At 62.3% G+C, this 18,363-nt stretch carries 17 protein-coding genes; 15 read left to right on the top strand and 2 right to left on the bottom strand.

Going from position 1 to position 18,363, the window contains the following annotated elements; translation table 11 throughout:
- Positions 1 to 35: 35 nt before the first annotated feature.
- From nuoE to AC07UB_RS03390, 15 genes are read left to right on the top strand one after another with little or no spacing between them, the layout of a single operon-like run.
- Complete coding sequence (gene nuoE / locus AC07UB_RS03460) at positions 36 to 803, top strand: NADH-quinone oxidoreductase subunit NuoE (protein WP_494652150.1); 768 nt, start codon at positions 36 to 38, stop codon at positions 801 to 803.
- 8 nt (positions 804 to 811) lie between these two features.
- On the top strand, positions 812 to 979 hold the full coding sequence (locus AC07UB_RS03455) for a hypothetical protein (protein WP_492789021.1): 168 nt from the start codon (positions 812 to 814) through the stop codon (positions 977 to 979).
- A 10-nt stretch (positions 980 to 989) separates the two neighbouring features.
- On the top strand, positions 990 to 2,315 hold the full coding sequence (gene nuoF / locus AC07UB_RS03450) for an NADH-quinone oxidoreductase subunit NuoF (RefSeq protein ID WP_492789022.1): 1,326 nt from the start codon (positions 990 to 992) through the stop codon (positions 2,313 to 2,315).
- A 5-nt stretch (positions 2,316 to 2,320) separates the two neighbouring features.
- Positions 2,321 to 4,396 carry an NADH-quinone oxidoreductase subunit NuoG gene (gene nuoG / locus AC07UB_RS03445; protein WP_492789023.1) on the top strand — a complete coding sequence of 692 codons (2,076 nt, stop codon included), beginning with the start codon at positions 2,321 to 2,323 and terminating at the stop codon, positions 4,394 to 4,396.
- Between the two features lie 10 nt (positions 4,397 to 4,406).
- A complete protein-coding gene (gene nuoH / locus AC07UB_RS03440; RefSeq protein WP_492789024.1) occupies positions 4,407 to 5,447 on the top strand; it encodes an NADH-quinone oxidoreductase subunit NuoH in 1,041 nt (346 codons plus the stop codon).
- Positions 5,448 to 5,466: 19 nt separating this feature from the next.
- Positions 5,467 to 5,955: an NADH-quinone oxidoreductase subunit NuoI gene (gene nuoI / locus AC07UB_RS03435; protein ID WP_002711590.1), complete on the top strand. Its 489-nt coding sequence runs from the start codon at positions 5,467 to 5,469 to the stop codon at positions 5,953 to 5,955.
- Between the two features lie 9 nt (positions 5,956 to 5,964).
- A complete protein-coding gene (locus AC07UB_RS03430) occupies positions 5,965 to 6,603 on the top strand; it encodes an NADH-quinone oxidoreductase subunit J (RefSeq protein WP_492789025.1) in 639 nt (212 codons plus the stop codon).
- Positions 6,600 to 6,908 (top strand): NADH-quinone oxidoreductase subunit NuoK, encoded by a 309-nt coding sequence (nuoK, locus tag AC07UB_RS03425; RefSeq protein WP_492789026.1) that lies wholly within the window; start codon positions 6,600 to 6,602, stop codon positions 6,906 to 6,908. Before AC07UB_RS03430 ends, nuoK begins: the two co-directional genes overlap by 4 nt.
- A 7-nt stretch (positions 6,909 to 6,915) precedes the next feature.
- Positions 6,916 to 9,003, top strand: a complete 2,088-nt coding sequence (gene nuoL / locus AC07UB_RS03420) for an NADH-quinone oxidoreductase subunit L (RefSeq protein ID WP_492789027.1) — start codon at positions 6,916 to 6,918, stop codon at positions 9,001 to 9,003.
- Complete coding sequence (locus tag AC07UB_RS03415; RefSeq protein ID WP_492789028.1) at positions 9,003 to 10,523, top strand: NADH-quinone oxidoreductase subunit M; 1,521 nt, start codon at positions 9,003 to 9,005, stop codon at positions 10,521 to 10,523. The genes nuoL and AC07UB_RS03415 overlap by 1 nt, the downstream gene beginning before the upstream one ends.
- A 14-nt stretch (positions 10,524 to 10,537) precedes the next feature.
- Positions 10,538 to 11,965 (top strand): NADH-quinone oxidoreductase subunit NuoN, encoded by a 1,428-nt coding sequence (gene nuoN, locus AC07UB_RS03410; RefSeq protein ID WP_492792611.1) that lies wholly within the window; start codon positions 10,538 to 10,540, stop codon positions 11,963 to 11,965.
- On the top strand, positions 11,965 to 12,774 hold the full coding sequence (locus AC07UB_RS03405) for a biotin--[acetyl-CoA-carboxylase] ligase (RefSeq protein WP_492789029.1): 810 nt from the start codon (positions 11,965 to 11,967) through the stop codon (positions 12,772 to 12,774). Before nuoN ends, AC07UB_RS03405 begins: the two co-directional genes overlap by 1 nt.
- A complete protein-coding gene (locus AC07UB_RS03400; protein WP_492789030.1) occupies positions 12,774 to 14,444 on the top strand; it encodes a ribonuclease J in 1,671 nt (556 codons plus the stop codon). The genes AC07UB_RS03405 and AC07UB_RS03400 overlap by 1 nt, the downstream gene beginning before the upstream one ends.
- A gap of 31 nt (positions 14,445 to 14,475) precedes the next feature.
- A complete protein-coding gene (gene mce / locus AC07UB_RS03395) occupies positions 14,476 to 14,880 on the top strand; it encodes a methylmalonyl-CoA epimerase (protein WP_492789031.1) in 405 nt (134 codons plus the stop codon).
- 36 nt (positions 14,881 to 14,916) lie between these two features.
- A complete protein-coding gene (locus AC07UB_RS03390) occupies positions 14,917 to 15,192 on the top strand; it encodes a DUF1467 family protein (RefSeq protein ID WP_492789032.1) in 276 nt (91 codons plus the stop codon).
- 459 nt (positions 15,193 to 15,651) lie between these two features.
- Here the strand turns inward: AC07UB_RS03390 and AC07UB_RS03385 are convergent, their stop codons facing one another.
- Both AC07UB_RS03385 and AC07UB_RS03380 read right to left on the bottom strand, forming a co-directional pair.
- The gene (locus AC07UB_RS03385; protein WP_492789033.1) at positions 15,652 to 17,817 is read right to left on the bottom strand and encodes a TonB-dependent receptor family protein; all 2,166 of its coding nucleotides are present in this window, start codon (positions 17,815 to 17,817) and stop codon (positions 15,652 to 15,654) included.
- Positions 17,818 to 17,874: 57 nt separating this feature from the next.
- The gene (locus AC07UB_RS03380; RefSeq protein WP_492789034.1) at positions 17,875 to 18,318 is read right to left on the bottom strand and encodes a hypothetical protein; all 444 of its coding nucleotides are present in this window, start codon (positions 18,316 to 18,318) and stop codon (positions 17,875 to 17,877) included.
- Between the last annotated feature and the right edge of the window lie 45 nt (positions 18,319 to 18,363).

The following is an 18,363-nucleotide window of genomic DNA, read 5'->3' as shown; positions in this document are numbered from 1 at the left end:
GAGCTGGCGCAATGATAAATCGAAAGAACTAAACGATGGCCGTCCGCCGTTTGGCCCCGAAAGACAAGCAGCCCACCAGCTTCGCGTTCAGCGCGGAGAATTTGGCGTGGGCGAAAGCGCAGATCGAAAAATATCCTCCGGGCCGTCAGGCATCCGCGGTGATTCCGATCCTGTGGCGAGTGCAGGAACAGCACGACGGCTGGGTGTCGGAAGTTGCGATCCGTGCAGTCGCCGATCTGCTCGATATGCCCCACATCCGCGTGCTGGAAATCGCGACCTTCTACACGATGTTCCAGCTCGAGCCGGTCGGCAAGAAAGCGCACGTTCAGGTTTGCGGAACGACGCCCTGCATGTTGCGTGGTTCGAAGGATCTGATCGAGGTCTGCAAGCATCGCATTCATCACGATCCGTTCCATGTCTCGGCCGACGGCAATTTCAGTTGGGAAGAGGTCGAGTGCCTGGGCGCCTGTGTGAATGCGCCCATGGTGATGATCTGGAAGGACACCTACGAGGACCTGACGGCAGATAGTCTCAACCGCGTTCTCGATGGATTCGAAACCGGCAATCCGCCGAAGCCCGGCCCGCAGATCGAGCGCCAGTTCGCAGCGCCCGTCAGCGGCCTCACCTCGCTCCAGTCCGACGCCAAGGGCGGCGCGTCCTCGGCGCGTACGAAAGAGCCGGCGCTCGGCGACGCCGAACCGAAGAAGCAGACCGAAGCCGCGAACACGCGGGAGCGTCCGTCGCCGAAGGCGCCGATGGGTGACGCCACCGCGAAAAAACCTCCGAAAGGCGACAAGTCATGAGGGGTCCGATGCTTCGCAACATTGCGTTCCACGCGGTCTGTGCCGCGGCATTCATCTTCTTTCTGAATTTCTACATTCTGAAAACCGAGCTTCAGTCGGCTGTGTTCTGGGCCATCGGGTTCGGCGCGATGGCGGCGGGGCTCGCCTATCAGCAATCCAAGCGTTCAGGGTCTTAAGGTAGCGACAATGCTCGACGACAAGGACCGCATCTTCCGCAATCTCTACGGCCTCGAGGACTGGGGCCTGAAAGGCGCGCGCGCGCGCGGCGCATGGGATGGCACCAAGGCCATTCTCGACAAGGGCCGCGACTGGATCGTCGCCGAGATGAAGGCGTCGGGTCTGCGCGGGCGCGGCGGGGCGGGATTCCCGACCGGCATGAAGTGGTCGTTCATGCCGAAGGACAATGCCGACGGCCGGCCGAGCTATCTTGTGGTCAACGCCGACGAGTCCGAGCCCGGCACCTGCAAGGATCGCGAGATCATGCGGCACGATCCGCATCTCTTGATCGAAGGCTGCCTGATCGCCGGTTGCGCGATGGGCGCGCATGTCGGCTACATCTATGTGCGCGGCGAATTCATCCGCGAGCGCGAGCATCTGCAAGCCGCGATCGATCAGGCCTATGAAGCCAAGCTGATCGGCAAGGACAACGTCCACGGCTTCCCGTTCGACCTTTACGTTCACCACGGCGCGGGCGCTTACATCTGCGGCGAGGAAACCGCACTGCTCGAAAGCCTCGAAGGCAAGAAGGGCCAGCCGCGCCTGAAGCCGCCGTTCCCGGCCAATGTTGGCCTCTATGGCTGCCCGACCACGGTAAATAACGTCGAGTCGATCGCGGTCGCGCCGGATATTTTGCGCCGGGGTGCGGCATGGTTTGCCGCCATCGGCCGCCCGAACAATGTCGGCACCAAACTTTACGGCATCTCCGGCCACGTCAACACGCCTTGCGTCGTCGAAGACGCCATGAGCATCCCGTTCCGGGAACTGATGGAAAAGCACGGCGGCGGCATTCGCGGCGGCTGGGACAATCTGCTGGCGATCATTCCCGGCGGCGCGTCGTGTCCGCTGATCCCGGCGGCGGATTGCCAGGATCTGATCATGGATTTCGACGGCACCCGCGCCGTGAAATCGAGCTTCGGCACGGCCGGCGTGATCGTGATGGACAAGTCCACCGATGTGGTCGCGGCCATCGCGCGCATTTCCTATTTCTTCAAGCACGAGAGCTGCGGCCAGTGTACGCCGTGCCGCGAAGGCACCGGCTGGATGTGGCGCGTGCTGTCGCGCATGGTCGAGGGCCGCGCCCACAAGCGCGAGATCGACATGCTGCTGGAAGTTACCAAGCAGGTCGAAGGCCACACCATCTGCGCGCTCGGCGACGCGGCGGCATGGCCGATCCAGGGTTTGATCCGCGCCTTCCGTCCGGAGATCGAGCGGCGCATCGATGATTTCACGCGCAAATCGACGATCGACGACATCGGAATTCTCGATCCCGTCAACATGGTCGCGGCGGAGTAGTGGCGATGACCAAGATTCTCATCGACGGCAAAGAGATCGACGTTCCGGGCGAGTACACGCTGTTGCAGGCGTGCGAGATGGCGGGCGCGGAAATTCCGCGCTTCTGCTATCACGAGCGTCTCTCCATCGCCGGCAACTGCCGCATGTGCCTCGTTGAGGTCGCGGGTTCACCGAAGCCGGTTGCAAGCTGCGCCTGGGGCGTGCGCGACTGCCGTCCGGGTCCGAAGGGCGAGTTGCCGTCCGTCTCGACGCGTTCGCCGATGGTGAAGAAGGCGCGCGAAGGCGTGATGGAATTCCTGCTGATCAACCATCCGCTGGATTGCCCGATCTGCGATCAGGGCGGCGAGTGCGACTTGCAGGATCAGGCGATGGGCTACGGCGTGGATACGTCGCGTTTCGCCGAGAACAAGCGCGCGGTCGAAGACAAGTACATCGGCGCGCTGGTGAAGACCTCGATGAACCGCTGCATCCAGTGCACGCGCTGCGTCCGTTTCACCACGGAAGTCTGCGGCGTGCCGGAAATGGGCCTCACCGGCCGCGGCGAGGACGTCGAAATCACGACTTATCTCGAGAGCGCGCTGACGTCCGAGTTGCAGGGCAATCTCGTCGACATTTGCCCGGTCGGCGCATTGACCTCGAAGCCGTATGCGTTCGCCGCGCGTCCTTGGGAACTGGGCAAGACCCAGTCCATCGACGTGATGGATGCTGTCGGTTCCGCGATCCGTGTCGATACGCGTGGCCGCGAAGTGATGCGCATTCTGCCGCGCATCAATGAGAACGTGAACGAGGAATGGATTTCCGACAAGACACGCCACATCGTCGATGGACTGCGCACGCAGCGTCTCGACCGGCCGTATGTGCGGGAAGATGGCAAGCTGCGCCCTGCGACCTGGACCGAGGCATTCGGGAGGATTGCCGCGGCGGTGGCGCGTTCCGACGGCAAGCGCATCGGCGCGGTTGCCGGCGATCTTGCTGCTGTCGAGGAAATGTTCGCGCTCAAGGAATTGCTGACAAAGCTCGGCTCGAACAATCTCGCGACCCAGGACGGCGGCGCCTTCGATCCGAAGGCGGGCCGCGCGTCGTACATCTTCAATCCCACCATCGCCGGCATCGAGCAGGCGGATGCATTGCTGATCGTCGGCTCCAATCCGCGCAAGGAAGCGTCCGTGCTCAATGCGCGCATCCGCAAGCGCTGGCGCACCGGCGCGCTGAAGATCGGCGTGATCGGCGACAAGGCCGATCTGACCTACGGTTACGAGCATCTTGGCGCGGGCACCGATACGCTTGGCGATCTTGCCGCGGGCAAGCATTCCTTCGCGGACGTGCTGAAGGGTGCGAAGAATCCGATCGTGCTGGTAGGCGCGGGCGCTGCTGCGCGTCACGACGGCGCGGCTGTGCTGGCGCTGGCGGCGAAGCTCGCCGTGGATTTCGGCGCGCTCAAGGACGGCTGGAACGGATTTGCCGTGCTTCACAACGCGGCCTCGCGTGTCGGCGCGCTCGACATCGGTTTCGCGCCGAGCCCGGGCAGCTTGAACACCGCGCAGATGACCACCTTCGGCACCCTCGACGTGCTGTTCTCGCTCGGTGCCGACGATGTCAAGCCGGCGGACGGAACCTTCGTGGTTTACATCGGCACGCATGGTGACAAGGGCGCGCATCGCGCCGACGTCATCCTGCCCGGTGCCGCCTATACCGAGAAGGCCGGCATCTACGTCAACACTGAAGGCCGGGTACAGATGGCCAATCGCGCCGCGTTCCCTCCGGGTGACGCGCGCGAGGACTGGGCGATTATCCGTGCGCTGTCGGATGCGCTGGGCAAGAAGCTGCCTTACGATTCGCTGGGCGCGTTACGTCAGGCGATCTTCAAGGCCGTGCCGCATCTGATGCGGATTGACCAGATCGAGGCCGGCGATGCGGCAGGCGTGAAGACGCTTGCGGCGCGCGGCGGTTCGGTCGAGAAGGGCGCGTTCAAGAGCCCGGTCGAGGACTTCTACCTGACCAACCCGATTGCGCGGGCGTCCGCCGTGATGGCCGAGTGTTCAAAGCTCGCCTCGGGGCAAATCCTGACGGCAGCGGAGTGAATGTGATCCGATGACCGAATTCTTCTCAAGCGAGTTGTGGACGGGCTTTCTCTGGCCGCTGATCATCATGGTCGCGCAGAGCCTTTTGATGCTCGTGCTGCTGCTGGTCGCGATCGCCTACATCCTGCTCGCCGACCGCAAGATCTGGGCCGCGGTCCAGATCCGGCGCGGCCCCAACGTGGTCGGACCGTGGGGTCTGCTGCAATCCTTCGCGGACCTCCTGAAGTTCGTGCTGAAGGAGCCGACGATCCCGGACGGCGCGAACAAGGGCGTGTTCCTGCTGGCGCCGCTGGTCTCGTGCGTGCTGGCGCTGGCGGCGTGGGCGGTAATCCCGGTCAACCTCAACTGGGTGATCGCGGACATCAACGTCGGCATCCTCTACATCTTCGCGATTTCGTCGCTGTCGATCTACGGCATCATCATGGCCGGCTGGTCGTCGAACTCGAAGTACCCGTTCCTCGCGGCGCTTCGTTCGGCAGCCCAGATGGTGTCCTACGAAGTCTCCATCGGCTTCGTTATCATTACGGTCTTGCTGTGCGTCGGCTCGCTGAATCTCACCGCCGTGGTCGCGGCGCAGGATACGAAATACGGCATCCTCGGCTGGTACTGGCTGCCGCTGTTCCCGATGTTCGTGATCTTCTACGTCTCGGCGCTCGCGGAAACCAACCGTCCGCCGTTCGATCTGGTCGAGGCGGAATCGGAACTGGTCGCAGGCTTCATGACCGAATACGGCTCGACGCCGTATCTGCTGTTCATGCTCGGCGAGTATGTCGCCATCTGCACGATGTGCGCGCTGGCGACGATCCTGTTCCTCGGCGGCTGGCTGTCGCCAATTCCGTTCGCCCCGTTCACCTGGGTGCCGGGCGTGATCTGGTTCGTTCTGAAGCTGTTCTTCATGTTCTTCCTGATCGCCATGGCGAAGGCGATCGTGCCGCGCTACCGCTACGATCAGTTGATGCGGCTGGGCTGGAAGGTCTTTCTGCCAATCTCGCTAGCGATGGTCGTCATCGTCGCCGGTGTTCTGCAATTCGCGGGGCTTGCACCGAAATGAGGTCGAGAGGTACAGATTCATGGGCATAGCAAGCACAGCCAATTCGCTTCTGCTGAAAGAGTTCGTCTCGGCGTTCGTTCTCGCCATGCGTTACTTCTTCAAGCCGAAGCCGACGCTGAACTATCCGTTCGAGAAGGGGCCGATCTCGCCGCGCTTCCGTGGCGAACATGCGCTGCGCCGTTATCCGAACGGCGAAGAGCGCTGCATCGCCTGCAAGCTGTGCGAGGCGATCTGCCCGGCGCAGGCCATCACCATCGAGGCCGGTCCGCGCCGCAACGACGGCACGCGCCGCACCGTGCGCTACGACATCGACATGGTGAAGTGCATCTATTGCGGTCTTTGCCAGGAAGCCTGTCCGGTGGACGCCATCGTCGAGGGGCCGAACTTTGAATTCGCGACCGAAACGCGCGAAGAACTTTATTATGACAAGGCGAGGCTGCTCGCCAACGGCGACCGCTGGGAGCGCGAGATTGCGAAGAATATCGAACTCGATGCGCCGTACCGGTGAGGTGAAGGTATGATCGGTCCCGCGCTCTTCTTTTATTTGTTCGCCGGCGTCTGCGTGGCGTCCGCGATCATGGTCGTGACGTCGCGCAATCCCGTGCACTCGGTGCTGTTCCTGATCCTCGCGTTCGTGAACGCGGCGGGTCTGTTCATGCTGCTCGGCGCGGAATTCCTCGCGATGATCCTGATCGTCGTTTACGTCGGTGCGGTCGCGGTGCTGTTCCTGTTCGTCATCATGATGCTTGACGTGGATTTTGCGGAGTTGCGTCAGGGCTTCATCGAATATCTGCCGTTCGGCCTGCTGATCGGCGCGGTGTTCCTCGCCGAACTCCTGCTGGTGGCCGGCGGCTGGATCATGAATCCTGCGATCTCGAAAGCGATCACCTCGCCGATTCCGGGCGGCATCAGCAACACCGAGGCGCTCGGCCTCGTGCTCTACACGAAATATCTGCCTTACTTCCAGTTGTCTGGTCTGGTGCTGCTGGTCGCGATGATCGGCGCCATCGTGCTGACGCTGCGGCACAAGCCGAGCGTCAAGCGTCAGGATATCAATGTGCAGAATGCGCGCACTCCGGAGGCGGCCATGGCCGTGCGCAAGGTCGCCGCGGGGCAGGGCTTGCAGGACGCGGATTCCGGGGAGTGGGTGAAATGACGATAGGTCTCGGTCATTATCTCGCCGTCGCCGCCATCCTGTTCACGGTCGGCATTCTCGGCATCTTCCTCAACCGGAAGAATGTCATCGTCATCCTGATGTCGATCGAGCTCATTCTGCTTGCGGTGAACATCAATCTTGTCGCGTTCTCGTCGTTCCTCAACGACATCGTGGGGCAGGTGTTCGCGCTGCTGGTGCTGACGGTTGCGGCGGCGGAAGCCGCGATCGGGCTTGCCGTGCTGGTGGTGTTCTTCCGCAATCGGGGATCGATTGCGGTCGAGGACATCAATCTGATGAAGGGCTGACGGGGCGATGATCCAAGCTATTGTTTTCCTGCCGCTGATCGGCGCGCTCATCGCGGGCGCGGTGGCGCTCTATGGCGCACACGCGCGCAATCCGAGCGGCGACGAGATGGATCATGCGCATGGTCACGTGCACGGCGATCATGGGCACGACACGGCTCACGCGCACGTTGCCCATGACGATCATGGCCACGGCGATCATGCGCATGACGATCACGGCCCGGTCGAACCGCCGGCTGCCGGTTCGCGCGCGGCGGAAGTCGTCACCACGGCGCTGCTGCTGATCTCCGCGGCGCTGTCATGGATGACGCTGGTCGATGTCGGTTTCCTGCATCATGACGCGCGCGTGCAACTGTTCACCTGGATCGGCTCCGGCGACCTCGTCGTGAACTGGGCGCTGCGGGTCGATACGCTGACCGCCGTCATGCTGGTGGTTGTCACGTCGGTGTCGTCGCTCGTGCATCTGTATTCGATCGGCTACATGCACGAAGACCCGAACCGTCCGCGGTTCATGTCGTATCTGTCGCTGTTCACCTTCGCGATGCTGATGCTGGTGACCGCCGATAACCTCGTGCAGCTGTTCTTCGGCTGGGAAGGCGTCGGTCTTGCGAGCTACCTGCTGATCGGGTTCTGGTTCCAGAAGCCGACGGCGAACGCGGCCGCCATCAAGGCCTTCGTCGTCAACCGCGTCGGCGACTTCGGCTTCGCGCTCGGCATCTTCGCTGTCTTCATGCTGGTGGGGTCGACCGACTTCGACACCATCTTCGCCGCTGCTCCGGGCCTGACCGGCAAGACCATTCACTTCTTCCGCTGGGATGTCGACGCACTCACGCTGACCTGCCTGCTGCTGTTCATGGGCGCTATGGGCAAGTCCGCGCAATTCCTGCTGCACACCTGGTTGCCGGACGCCATGGAAGGCCCGACGCCGGTGTCCGCGCTGATCCACGCCGCGACCATGGTCACCGCCGGCGTGTTCATGGTGGCGCGCCTGTCGCCGCTATTCGAGCTTGCGCCGAACGCGCAAGCCTTCGTGATGCTGATTGGCGCGACGACTGCGTTCTTCGCCGCCACCGTCGGTCTCGTGCAGAACGACATCAAGCGCATCGTTGCTTATTCGACCTGTTCGCAGCTCGGCTACATGTTCGTGGCGATGGGCGCGGGCGCTTACTCGGTCGGCATATTCCACCTGTTCACCCATGCCTTCTTCAAGGCGCTGCTGTTCCTGGGCTCCGGTTCGGTGATCGTCGCGATGCATCACGAGCAGGACATCCGCAACATGGGCGGCCTGAAGGACAAGATTCCGTTCACCTACATCACCATGGTGATCGGCACGCTGGCGCTGACCGGCTTCCCGCTGACAGCGGGTTATTTCTCCAAGGATGCGATCATCGAATCCGCTTTTGTCGCGCATAATCCGTTTGCGCTGTACGGCTTCCTCTGCACGGTCATCGCGGCGGGTCTTACCTCGTTCTATTCATGGCGTCTGATCTTCAAGACGTTTCACGGCGAGCCGCACGACCAGAAGCATTACGATGCGGCCCATGAGAGCCCGTACACGATGCTGGTTCCGCTCGGCGTGCTTGCGGTCGGGTCGATCCTGGCAGGCTTCCCGTTCAAGGAATTGTTCGCAGGGCATGGCGTCGAGGAGTTCTTCCGGGAGTCGCTGAAGAACCATCCGAAGATTCTGGAGGAGATGCATCACATTCCGGCGGCGATTGCGTATCTGCCGACAGTGATGATGGTGGTCGGTTTCTTCGTCTCGTATGTGTTCTACATCCGCAAGCCCTATCTGCCGGTCGAACTCGCTAACCAGCATCCGGGCATGTATCGGTTCCTGCTCAACAAGTGGTACTTCGACGAGCTCTATGACTTCATCTTCGTGCGTCCCACGAAATGGCTCGGGCGCTTCCTGTGGAAGAAGGGCGATGGCTTTGTCATCGACGGCTTCGGGCCGGACGGCATTTCGGCGCGCGTGCTCGATGTGACGCGGGGCGCGATGAAATTGCAGAGCGGCTACCTTTATCACTATGCCTTTGCGATGCTGATCGGCGTGGCCGGCCTCATCACCTGGTTCATGTTCGGTCTTGGGGGCCATTGATGACGAGTTCAGTCATGACCTGGCCCATTCTTTCGGTCGTCACCTTCCTGCCGGTGGTCGGCGCGATCCTGATTTATCTCAGCCGCGGCGACGATGAAGCCGCGCGCAGGAACGCGCGCTGGATCGCATTGTGGACGACGCTGGTCACCTTCGCGGTGTCGCTCATTCTGGTGATGCGGTTCGATGCATCGCAGCCGGACTTCCAGTTCGTTGAAAAGACGACCTGGCTTGCCAATGGCATCGGCTACCATATGGGCGTCGACGGCATTTCGCTGCCGTTCGTGATCCTGACCACCGCGCTGATGCCGTTCTGCATTCTCGCGAGCTGGAAGTCGGTCACGCTGCGCGTGCGCGAATACATGATGGCGTTTCTATTTCTTGAGACGCTGATGGTTGGCACGTTCTCCGCGCTCGACCTCGTGCTGTTCTACCTGTTCTTCGAGGGTGGCCTCATTCCGATGTTCCTGATCATCGGCGTGTGGGGCGGCCCGCGCCGGGTCTATGCCAGCTTCAAGTTCTTCCTCTACACGCTGCTCGGTTCGGTGCTGATGCTGCTCGCCATCATGGCGCTGTATCTGAACGCCGGGACCACCGACATTCCGACGCTGATGCATACCGCCGTGCCGCGCAACATGCAGACATGGGTGTGGCTCGCGTTTTTCGCGTCGTTCGCGGTCAAGATGCCGATGTGGCCGGTCCATACCTGGTTGCCGGACGCGCACGTCGAAGCGCCTACCGCGGGCTCCGTGGTGCTGGCGGCGATCCTGCTGAAGATGGGCGGCTACGGCTTCCTGCGCTTCTCGCTGCCGATGTTCCCGCTGGCGTCGCATGACTTCGCGCCGCTGATCTTCACGCTGTCGGCGATCGCGATTGTTTATACGTCGCTGGTCGCGCTGATGCAGGAAGATATCAAGAAGCTGATCGCTTACTCGTCGGTCGCCCACATGGGTTTCGTCACCATGGGAATTTTCGCGGGCACCACGCAGGGCGTCGCCGGCGGCGTGTTTCAGATGATCTCGCACGGCATCGTATCGGGCGCGCTGTTCCTCTGTGTCGGCGTCATCTACGACCGGCTGCATACCCGCGAGATTGCCGCCTATGGCGGCCTCGTGAACCGGATGCCTCTCTATGCCTTTGTGTTCCTCGTGTTCACCATGGCCAATGTCGGCCTGCCGGGCACCTCGGGCTTTGTCGGCGAATTCCTGACACTGCTCGGCACCTTCAAGGTCAGCATTCCGACCGCAACCGTCGCGACGCTGGGCGTCATCCTGTCGGCGGCCTATGCGCTGTGGCTGTACCGCAAGGTGGTGTTCGGCGTGTTCGACAAGCCGTCGCTGGCGGGCATCAAGGACCTGACGCTGCGGGAGGCCGTGATCCTCCTGCCGCTGGTGTTTCTCACCATTCTCTTTGGCGTGTACCCGCAGCCGGTTCTCAACATGTCGGCGGCGTCAGTGCAGCAGCTTGTCAATAATTACAACACAGCCATCACCGCCGTGAAAGCGGCGGCGCTGGTTCAGTAAACCGGATCGGGATGATGACTTTCGCAGGATATTCGCTGCTCCCCGTGTTGCCGGAACTGGTGCTGGCCGCCGGCGCCATGGCGCTGTTGATGCTGGGCGCGTTTCGCGGCGCGCAGACGACGCAGCTTGTCACCGGGCTTGCTATCGCTCTGTTTGTTGTGACCGGCGCGCTCATCTTCTGGCTGCCCGCGGGCAAGCTCACGACTTTCGGCGGCAGCTTCATCGTCGACGACTTCGCGCGCTTCCTTAAGGTTCTGTCGCTGATCGGCTCCGGCACGGCGTTGATCCTGTCGCGGGGCTATCTTGCCACGCAGGCCAGGATTTTCGAATACGCCATTCTCATCATGCTCTCGACCGTCGGCATGATGGTGCTGATCTCCGCTGGCGATCTCATCATGCTCTATCTCGGCCTCGAACTGATGAGCCTTGCGCTCTATGTCGTGGCGGCGAGCCATCGCGACGACACCAAGTCGACCGAGGCGGGCCTGAAGTATTTTGTGCTCGGCGCGCTGTCGTCGGGAATGCTGCTGTACGGCGCGTCCCTGATTTATGGCTTCACCGGCACAGTCAGCTTCGCGGGCATCGCGACGGAAGCGAAAAGCGGCAATGTCGGCCTGCTGTTCGGACTCGTGTTCCTGCTCGCGGGACTTTGCTTCAAGGTCTCCGCGGTGCCGTTCCATATGTGGACGCCGGACGTTTACGAGGGCGCGCCGACGCCGGTCACGGCGTTCTTCGCGTCCGCGCCGAAGGTTGCGGCGCTTGCGGTGTTCACGCGCGTGGCGCTGACCGCGTTCCCGGGCATTGTGCCGGAATGGCAGCAGATCATCGTGTTCGTCTCCATCGCCTCGATGGCGCTGGGATCGTTCGCCGCGATCGGTCAGAAGAACATCAAGCGCCTGATGGCGTATTCGTCCATCGGCCACATGGGTTTCGCGCTGGTCGGACTCGCCGCCGGAACGGAGCAGGGCGCGCAGGGCGTGCTGGTCTACATTGCGATCTATGTCGCCATGACGCTCGGCACCTTCGCCATCATCATCGCCATGAAACGCAACGGCAAGGCTGTCGAGACAATCAGCGATTTTGCGGGACTCTCGCGCACCAATCCGCTGCTGGCGTTCTTCTTTGCGATGTTCCTGTTTTCGCTGGCGGGCATTCCGCCGCTCGCGGGCTTCTTCGCGAAGTTCTACGTGTTTCTCGCGGCGATCAAGGCGGGCCTGTTTACGCTGGCGGTGATCGGCGTGGTGACCAGCGTCGTCGGCGCGTTTTATTATCTCGCCATCATCAAGGTGATGTATTTCGACGAGCCGAAAGAGGCGATGGAGCCGATGGGCGGCGAACTCCGGTTCGTGCTGGCGCTGGCAGGCGCGTTCAACATCCTGTTCTTCGTCTATCCGGCGCCGCTGGTGAGCGCAGCTTCGGTGGCTGCGAAGTCGCTGTTTTAATGACGTTCGCGCTCGGTCCACGGGCCAGAGCCCAGAACTATCGCGTGGAAGCGTTCGACAGCATCGGTTCGACCAACGCGGAGGCGCTGGAACGGGCGCGGGCAGGCGAGCGCGGCCCGTTGTGGCTGGTGACGGACCAGCAAACCGCTGGACGCGGACGCCGCCAGCGCGCATGGGTATCCCCGCGCGGCAATCTCGCAGCCACCATCGTCGAGACCGTCAATGTCCAGCCCTCCGTCGCTGCGACTTTGGGCTTCGCCGCGGGGCTCGCCCTCGAAGCGGCTTTGCAGACCATCACCGTGGAATACCGAATGCGATCCGGCGGCGCCGCCAACAGCAAGTTTCTCCTGAAGTGGCCGAACGACGTTCTGGCCGGCGGCGAAAAGCTGTCCGGGATATTGCTCGAAGCGGAAACCATTGGCGGCGATCTCGCGGTGGCTGTCGGCATGGGAACCAATGTGGTGTCCGCGCCCGAGGGCACGCCGTATCCCGCGACATCGCTTGCGGCGCTTGGCATCACCGTCAGTGCCGATGACCTGTTCATGGCCCTGTCGGATTCCTGGGCCGAGTTTCGTGGCATCTGGGACGATGGCCGCGGCTTTCCCGAGATTCGCCGCTTATGGCTTGAGCGCGCCGCCGGACTTGGCGAAGCTGTCTCCATTCAATCGAGTGGCGCCGGCGTTGAGGGTATCTTTGAAACCATCGACGAGACCGGCTGCCTGATCGTTGCGGGCCATGATGGCAAGCGCACGCCGATCGCCGCCGGTGACGTTCATTTTGGATCCGCTAAATCGTCTGGAGCAGCCTGATGTCGCGACCTGACGAACTGACTTTTGCGCCGCTCGGGGGCGTCGGCGAGATCGGCATGAACCTGTCGATTTATGGCCTCGGCAATCGCCACCAGCGAAGCTGGCTCGCGGTCGATCTCGGCGTCTCGTTCGGCAACGAGGAGCATCTGCCGGGCATCGACGTGATCATGCCGGACATCCGCTTCCTGGTGAAAGAGCGCAAAAACCTGATGGGTCTCGTGCTGACCCATGCCCACGAGGATCATTTCGGCGCCATCATCGACCTGTGGCCGCAACTGAAATGTCCGATCTACGCGACCCAGTTCAGCGCCTCGTTGTTCGAAGCCAAATGCGCCAGCGAGCGCAATCCGCCGAAGATTCCGGTGACGGTCGTGCCGTCCGGCGGACGGATCGACATCGGCCCGTTCAGCGTCGAGTTCGTCCCCGTCGCGCATTCGATTCCGGAATCCCACGCGCTTGCGATCAAGACGCCGGTCGGCACCGTGCTGCATACCGGCGATTGGAAGATCGATCCGACGCCGATCATCGGCAAGCCGACCGACGAGAAACGGCTGCGCGAGCTGGGCGATGAGGGCGTGCTGGCGCTGGTCGGCGATTCGACCAATGCGGTGCGCGAAGGCCGCTCGCCATCCGAGCAGGAAGTCGCAAAGAACATCACCGACCTCGTGAAAGCCGCGCGCGGGCGCGTGGCGGTGACGACCTTCGCATCCAACGTGGCGCGGCTGCGCGCCGTGGCCGATGCGGCGAAGGCCGCCGACCGCGAGGTGGTTGTGGTCGGACGCGCGATGGAGCGCGTGGTGCAGGTCGCGCGCGAGACGGGTTATCTCGACGGCGTGCAGCCGTTTCGCGGCATGGATCTCTACGGACATTTTCCGCCCGACAAGGTTCTGGCGCTGTGCACGGGCAGCCAGGGCGAACCGCGCGCGGCGCTGGCGCGCATCGCCAATGACGATCATCCGATGGTCACGCTCAACAAGGGCGACACGGTGATTTTCTCGTCGCGCACCATTCCCGGCAACGAGAAAGCCGTCGGCGCGATCATCAACGGCCTCGTGACGCAGGGCGTAGAGGTCATCACCGACCGCACGCACATGGTCCACGTGTCGGGCCACCCACGGCGCGACGAGTTGCGCGACATGATTTCGTGGGTGCGTCCGCAACTGCTGATCCCGGTGCATGGCGAGGCGCTGCATCTGTCGGAACACGCCAAGCTCGCGCGCGCCTGTGGCGTGCCGAAGGTGCTGATCTGCAAGAACGGCGATCTGGTACGGCTGGGGCCGGGCGATCCCGCGATCATCGAGGAACTGCCGAACGGGCGGATTTTCAAGGACGGCAACCTGCTGGAGACGGACAAGGCGCGCGCTGTCACCGAGCGGCGGCGGCTGGCGTTCGCCGGCTGCGCCTTCGTCGCTATCGCCGTCACCGACAAGGGCGAGCTGGCCGACGATCCCGAGGTTGATCTGGTCGGCATTCCGGAAAAGAATAAGGAAGGCGCGGTGATCGAGGACGACGTGTTCGACGTTGTCGTGTCTACGGTCGAGAGCCTGCCGCGCGGCAAGCGCCGCGATCCCGACGCGATTGCCGAATCCGTGCGCCGCGCCGTGCGCGCCGAGATCAACGAGCAGTGGGGCAAGAAGACGCTTTGCTATGTTCACGTGCTGATGGTTTGATTTCCCCGGTTGTTGTGTTGTGGAGAGAGTGATGCTGGGCAGGCTCAATCATGTGGCGATCGCGGTAAAGGATGCCGAGAAAGCCGCGAAGATCTACGGCACGGCGTTCGGCGCCGAGATTTCGGCTGCGGTGCCGCTGCCCGAGCATGGCGTCATCACGGTGTTCGCGACGCTGCCCAATACCAAGATCGAATTCATCCAGCCGCTGGGCAAGGATTCTCCGATCGCGAAGTTCGTCGACCGGAACGCCGACGGCGGCATCCACCATATCTGCTACGAGGTGCCGGACATCATCGCGGCACGGGATCAACTGATCGCGGAAGGTGCGCGGGTGCTCGGCGACGGCAATCCGAAGATCGGCGCGCACGGCAAGCCGGTGCTGTTCCTGCATCCGAAGGATTTTTCCGGTGCGCTCGTCGAAATCGAACAGTCCTGAGGGCTGCAAAATGAAACGAACGGATTCGAGACGCTGATGGTCTATTCGATCTCAACCGCGTTCGCGATTTACTTTGTGCTGTGGTGGGTCGTGCTGTTTGCGGTCCTGCCGTTCGGCGTGCGCAGCCAGATGGAAAACGGTGAGGAGATCGCGGGCACCGATCCCGGTGCTCCGAGCGTGCCGCGCATGGCGCGCAAGCTGCTCTGGACCACCGTGATTTCGGCTGTGATCTTCGCGGCCGGAATGGCGGCTTTCAAGGCGGGCTATTTCAACATCGAGCGCTTGACGAAGCTGATGGGCATTCCGCTCTAACGCGGGATGCTGCGCGCCGCCGAGGTGCTTTAGCCGACATGCAGTATAATGCGCTCGTCGCTCGCAGCGCACGTTCGCGAATCTTCCACGCGCATTGCGCGAACACTGATCCGCAGAAACACATCTCAAAGAAAAAAGAGCAGGGCCAAAGCCCTGCTCAAAAATCGTGTCGACCCTATTTTCCCCGATAAATTTGGATTTATCCTTGATTGAACGGGGCGACGCTGCTTGTGCGCGCCAGGGGCTCCTCCCGAGACTTGGACCACCAGCGGAATACGACGATTAGCCGCATCGCGCTGACGGGATTTTGTAGCCGAAGGATTCTGCCTTGTCACGTTTTTCAGCACTAAATGTCTACTTTTGCGGCACTGCACAAATAGCTCAAAACCATGCTGAAAACCGGCGATTTTCGCATTTTGTACCAGACCCGGTTGAGGGTTGGACGAGGAAGGTGCGGAACTACCATTTGACGCGCATTCCGGCATAGACCGCGCGCCCTGTGCCGGGCTCGAACAGCGGAGATGCGGCATTTGCCGTGCGCGCGATGCTCGAGCTTGCGATGTAGGCGGTGTTCGCGATGTTGCGCGCCTCGAGATAGATCGCGTACTTGCCGTCATCGACACCGGCCTTCAGTCCCCAGATGGCGTAGGCGTCGGACGTGAACGTATTCGCGTTGTCGACGTAATAGGCCCGCGGCACCCATTCGATGTTCGGCCCGATGTAGAACCCGCTGGTGTGCTTGTAGAGCAACTCTGCGCGCAGGAAGTGACGCGGCGCGCCGGGAAGCTGGTTGTTGCCGAAGGTCACATCGTTGTCGAAGCGGAAGTCGTTGTAGGTGTAGGCGAGGTTGACCCACACCTTGTCCGCACCGGGAATGTTGCTGAAGATGTTCTTGAAAACCGCAACGCCGAGTCCCGCTTCGATCCCCTGATGAATCGTGCGGTCCGCATTGACCACGTTGCACTGACCGGGCGCGCCATACATGCATTGCAGTTCGTTCTTGATCTCGGCGCGGTAGCCGGTGAGCTCCCAGGTCAGGTCAGGACGCCGTCCACGTGTGCCGACCTCATAGGTGGTCGCCGTCTGCGGCCGGATCAGATTAAACGGGATCGCGGGCGCGGCCGAACTTTCACCAAAACTCGGCACCTCGGCGCTGCGCGAGATGTTGGCGAAGGCTTGCCATGTCGGGTCGATGTCCCAGAGCAACCCGGCCTTCGGGCTCCATAGATTGAATTCCGTCGAACCGCTTGATGTCGCGCCGAACCGGGCCGTGCGATCGCGCGTGGCGTACAGGAACTGGGTGCCGCCGATCGCGGCGACGTTCGGCAGGAAGTAAAACGAATCCTCTACGTAGACCGATGTGTTCTTCGACTTGTCGACCGATGACGAGAGCAACGCGCCCTTATAGCCGCCGATGTTCGCGTACTGCTGGTTGTCGATAGTGCCGTTGACGACATTCACGCCGGCGATGAAGCGATTGCGGAAGCCGCCGATCAGCCGCTCGTCGGTCGCCTTGGCGAAGCCGCCGTAGTCTTTGTACTGGTAATCGAGCCACTGGAAGATCGGATGCATCAGGTGGCGGTCCACCGCGAACGCGCCGAACTCGACCGTGGTGGCGTCGAACCGGATTGTGGTCTTGTTGGCGAGGCGCACGCTGTCGATGTTGCGCTGCTGGTCGCCGGTGAGGTTTCCGGGAGCGGCTGTCTCGGGCGAAGTCAAAGCCGAGGTTTTGGTCACTGAGCCCGGGATGCGTTGCCGTATGTCGTTGGCGTTGATGTAGAAGCGCGTCTCGAAGTCCGGCGAGAACTGATAGCCGATGTTGCCGCTGGCGCGGGTGCTGTGGCCGGAACTGTGATCGCGGAAGCCCTCGGCGCTCTGGTTCGACGCCGTGAAGAACGCATCCCATGGGCCGTTGGCGCCGCCGACGCTGCCCTGAAAGCGGCGATAGCCGAACGCGCCCATGTCGATGCCCGCGCTGTTGACGCCGGCATCGCGGCCGGTCGGCGTCACGAAATTGATCGCGCCGCCGAGCGAATTCGCGCCGAACCGCAGGGCATTCGCGCCCTTGAAGACCTCGACATACTTGTAAGCGGTCGGGTCGATCTCCTGGAAATCGCCGTAGCCGTCGGACGTGTTGATCGGAATGCCGTCCATATAGAGCTGCACGCCGCGCAAATGGAAATTGCGCGACAGGCTCGATCCGCGAATCGAAAGGCGGGTGTCGTCGCCCCATTTCGGCTGTGCGAATACGCCGGGGACATATCCCAGAACATCCTTGATCGTGCTGGCGACGGAGTTGTTCCGGTACTCCTGCGCTGACACGACCGCGACTCCGCCGGGTGTCTGCTGAATCTCCTGACGCGCCTGTTCGGCGGTCTTCACGCCCAGCGGTCCGGGCGTCGCAGGACCCGATGCGGCCGGTGTGGTCGAAGCCGCAGCGGGTTGAGGATTGGTCGGGCGTGCTCCTCGATCTGTGACGGGACGAGCCTGTCTCTCGGCTTCGACGTTCACCGTCGGAAGCGTTTGCGGCGCGGTCTGCGCATGAGATTGCGCGGCAGTCATCACGGCTGCGATGGATGCGGACGCCAGCAGAATGCTGTGCGCCCGTAGGGATACGGAAAACATGGACTTAGTCCCACCAGTGACGTTGACGATTGAACGGATGCGCCGAAGCGCTGGTCGTCAGCTCAGGTGGGGAGGGCCGCGGGGCTGGTGATCGAGGACCGCGAAGCGCGCGATGCCGTCATCGTGGCGCACGGGCTCGAAGAAAACCTGCAACGCGATACGGATGGCCAGCGCGGGGGTATGCGGCAGGTCAGCCACTGCTGCTGCGCTGGAGACACACAGCGGGCAGCGGATGATCGGCTTGCCGTCATCGGTACCGCCGCCTGCATCTGCCGGCGACGAAGCGCCATTGAGACACAGTTCGTGCAGGGCATCGAGCTTGAGAGGGGAAACCTTGGCCAGCAGCGCGCTGGTCAGCATCACGTTGAAGACGAGCGCATAGGCTGCGACAAACGCAGCCCATCGTCCAATCGTTCTGATCCGTGCTGCACCCATTTTAAACCCCATCAGGCTGTTACCATGGGTGGAGGGAACCGCAAATCCCCCAAAAACCACACCCATGCTTCCTCTTGTGTTTTGCCATTTGATCCGCTTTCACTGAAAAGG

This window comes from Afipia sp. GW821-FHT04G03, assembly GCF_059419985.1.
This window is presented reverse-complemented; position numbering and strand designations above follow the sequence as displayed.